The sequence below is a fragment of the Streptomyces sp. NPDC001204 genome (assembly GCF_053598035.1).
Genome location: NZ_JBSFJL010000080.1, coordinates 1 through 3,367, shown reverse-complemented (window position 1 = coordinate 3,367; position 3,367 = coordinate 1). Strand labels below are relative to the sequence as shown.

Sequence of the window (3,367 nt, the reverse complement as noted above, 5' to 3'; positions counted from 1 at the left end):
GTGGGCGCGAGTCCGGTCTCCCGGGCCAGCCGGGCGAGCGGCCAGCCCGCCACGGCGAGGGCCTGCAGACGGCGGACGGATCCGGCGGCGGCCGTCGTCTCGGGGAGGTTCTCCTTCATGCGGCCACCTCGTGACGTGAGATCTCGCCGCCGGTGATGGCTTCGACCAGGGCGGAGACGATGACCTCCGCGCAGTTCGGCGTGACCGCGTTGCCGTACTGGCGGACCTTCTCCCGCTTCGTGCCGAGCACGGTGTACGTGTCGCCAAAGCTCATGGCTCGGCCGATCTCGTGGGGCTCCAACATCCGGAAGAGGACGTCCTCGATGGCGACGTCGCCCTGGACGAGGGCGTACCGGTCGCGGGTCGACAGCGTGCCGACCGGTTCGTGGACCGTCTTCGCGGTGCCGGTCCCGTAGTACGGGACGAGCAAGTGCTCCCAGGTGACGAGCGACTGGTGGCCAGCCGTCGTCATGGTGCGGAGGTACTCGGCGGCGCTGGTGCAGTGCTCGCCGCCGTCACCCTTCGACCCGTTGTTCCGCATGACCATCGCGGGCACGTCCGGCGTGACGAGGCCGTGATGGTTGCCGTTGGCGGACACCGTTCCCACCGGTTCGCCGATCGAGCGGCCGCGCAGCTGGTCGCCGCCGCCGCGCATGGTGACCATGAACGGGAGCCAGGCGAGGCCGGTCTCGTTGCGGGCGGTCTGGGTGCGGAGCGGATCGTTCGCAGACCGGGGCTCCTTGCCGTCGCGGCCCTCGACGGGGATGAGCAGCGGCGGGATGGCCAGGCCGTCGTTCTCTCGGGTCGTGCGGCACGCCATCGGGTCCAGGATGCTCGACGGATCGTTGCGCCAGGTCCCTCCCGCCGGGACCATGAACGGCTCGTAGGCGACCGCCTTGGTGGGCGTCGTCGTCTGGGTGGTGAGCGGTGCGTCGACGGGCCAGGTGCGCACGCCGGGCCTGCGCTCGAAGGTGTTGCCCGCGGCTTCCAGGGTGATCGGCCGGGCGAACTTGTCGAGGCCGGCCTGGACACGGGCGAGGGTCTTCGGCGCGAGCGGGTGGAATCCGAGGGACTGCGTCTTGGCCTTGTCCGCGAAGAACTCCTTGAGCGGCTTGTCGCCGATGCGCTGGCCAGGCAGGGTCCAGTCGATGGCGACGGCGGCGGGCAACGTCGCGGGCTCCACCACCTGGTTGCGGCAGGCGACGTTCGGGCACCGGTACACGTACTGCTGGCGGTAGCGGCCCATGTCCCGGCCGGGCTGCTTGAACCGCTGCACGGCCTGCACCCACTGGTCACAGCCGGTGCACCAGGCGCGCGGGCGGAGCCACTTGTCCCAGTCGGGGGTGCGGCCGAGGGACTCGTGCCAGTAGGCGACGTACAGGCGGTCGCGGGACTGCGGTGCCTGGTGGACGGTGCGCGGGTCTGCGTGCATGGAGTTGAGGGCGATGATGCGGGTCCGGTAGCCGAGCTTGTGGAGCTCGCCGAGCCAACGGTCCCACTGGTCCCAGGCGCGGACGTCGATGACGTTCTCGACGACGCCGGCCTTGACCAGGCCGCCCCGCTCCTGCACGCCGCGCAGGTACATGGGGACTTCCTCCATGAGTGCGCGGGACCGCTCGACTTCCTCGCTCGGGCCGAAGCCGCCGAAGAGGTCGCCCTGCATGGAGGCGTCGAAGTCGCGCTTCTTGCCGCGCGCGTTCGACCACTGCGGGCACTCGGGGCTGGCCCAGAAGATGTCGGTGACGGGCCACGTGTCGACCGGCGCCTCGCGGATGTCGCCGCGGTAGTGGTCGACAGTGGGGAAGTTCGCGGCGTGCGACTCGATCGCCCGCTCCCAGTGGTTCGCGGCGCGCTCCATCCGGACGCCGGGAATCGAGTGCATGCCCTGGCTGCTGCCGCCTGCGCCACAGAACCAGTCCATGACGGTGAGCGCGTCGGTGTCGTGGCGGTACATCAGGAGTCCTCCCCCGTCTGCTCGTCGCGGACGGCGGCGCGCAGCCGATCGAGGCCGGCCTGCGTCATGGGGTCGATGTACTCCGGGATGGACCACAGGAGTTCGCACTCGTCTTGGAGAGCGAAGGCGCTGCCGGGCTCGGTCTCGCGGGCGGGCGGGTTGTGCAGCAGGATCGCGTTGGCGACGATGCGGTCCCGTTCCAGGGGCTGGCGCAGGGCGCGGCGTACCTGGAGGACGCAGAACACCGCGCCGACGACGACCACGGCGATGATGGCGAGCAGCTTCTCTGTGCTCATGCCGCCCTCCCCTCGCGGTACTCGGCGGTGCCCGTCCACGTGCGGCAGATCGAGGAGTGCACGGTGGCCCGCTTCGACTTCGCGTAGCCGCGTGCCTCGATGACCCCGGCCGCGGCGGCGCGGAGGAACGCGGGCCCCCACCGGTTCGGGCTGTTGGGCTCGTCGACCAGGCCCTCGGCGATGAGGTCGGCGGCCTGGAACTCGGTGCCGCGGCGGGCCATCAGCTCGATGGCGGCGGCGCACGCGTCGCCCCACTCGATCGGCGTGTTCGCCTGGGCGAGGGCCATGCCGTCCGCCTTCGCCGCTTCACCGGCGGCCGGGTTGACGGTGCCCGTGACAGGCAGGGAGAACTGCAGCTGCTCGGTCACGACTGCCCCCCGAACTTGCGCGAGAGGGCGGCGCCGGCCATCGCGGCCAGCTGCTCGTCGTCGGCGGCGAAAATGGCGTGCGGCACGGTGACCGCGTCGTGCAGGTCGCGTGCCCAGCGGGCGTCGCCGAGAGCGGTGTGCGCGACGTCCGGCGTGGGCATCGGCACCTGGGCGATCTCGGAGACCTGGTGGGTCTTCCACGGCCAGCCGATCGCGGTGGCGACCTTGCCGTACCAGGTGGCGTCGCAGTCCCGGGCGGTCCACTCGCTGGCCCGCCCGTACAACCAGCCTGCCGCGAGGGTGACGACGTCGACGGTCCGGTAGTGCCACGGTTTCGCGTCGTCGTAGTAGCGGACGAACAGGTTGCGGATCATGTCGGCGTCGAACGACGGGTTCGAGCCGACGAGCACGGCACCGTCGAGCAGGTCGTGCAGTTGGGCAGCCGCGAGGTGCGGGTCATCCCACTTCCAGTCGGTGGCGGCCGTGCGCTCGTGGTATCGGTTGATCCGGAGGGACTCGGGGTCGGCACCGGTGATGTCCGGCTTGATCCGGAAGACGTGCTCCTCGTCGACGCCGTCACACCGGTGGATGACGGCGATCTCCCACGCCTCGTGCAGGAACGGGTCCAGTCCGGTGGACTCGACGTCGGCGAACGCCAGGAGCTTCGGCGGCTTGATGGGGCGAGTGATGCGCATGGTGCTCCCTCTCGGGGTGTGAGGTGCCGGGCCCCGCCCGCCGGGGGGAAGTCG

Annotated in this window: 4 protein-coding genes; all 4 read right to left on the bottom strand. The window is 71.0% G+C overall.

The annotated features are described in order from the left end of the window. Positions 1-115: 115 nt before the first annotated feature. From ACWC91_RS41375 to ACWC91_RS41360, 4 genes are read right to left on the bottom strand one after another with little or no spacing between them, the layout of a single operon-like run. Positions 116-1,954, bottom strand: a complete 1,839-nt coding sequence (locus ACWC91_RS41375) for a DNA cytosine methyltransferase (RefSeq protein WP_450726386.1) — start codon at positions 1,952-1,954, stop codon at positions 116-118. Next, positions 1,954-2,250, bottom strand: a complete 297-nt coding sequence (locus tag ACWC91_RS41370) for a hypothetical protein (protein ID WP_450726384.1) — start codon at positions 2,248-2,250, stop codon at positions 1,954-1,956. The genes ACWC91_RS41375 and ACWC91_RS41370 overlap by 1 nt, the downstream gene beginning before the upstream one ends. Then, entirely contained in the window at positions 2,247-2,618 is a 372-nt protein-coding gene (locus tag ACWC91_RS41365) for a hypothetical protein (RefSeq protein WP_450726382.1), read from the bottom strand. Before ACWC91_RS41365 ends, ACWC91_RS41370 begins: the two co-directional genes overlap by 4 nt. After that, positions 2,615-3,313, bottom strand: a complete 699-nt coding sequence (locus tag ACWC91_RS41360; protein ID WP_450726380.1) for a 3'-5' exonuclease — start codon at positions 3,311-3,313, stop codon at positions 2,615-2,617. Before ACWC91_RS41360 ends, ACWC91_RS41365 begins: the two co-directional genes overlap by 4 nt. Between the last annotated feature and the right edge of the window lie 54 nt (positions 3,314-3,367).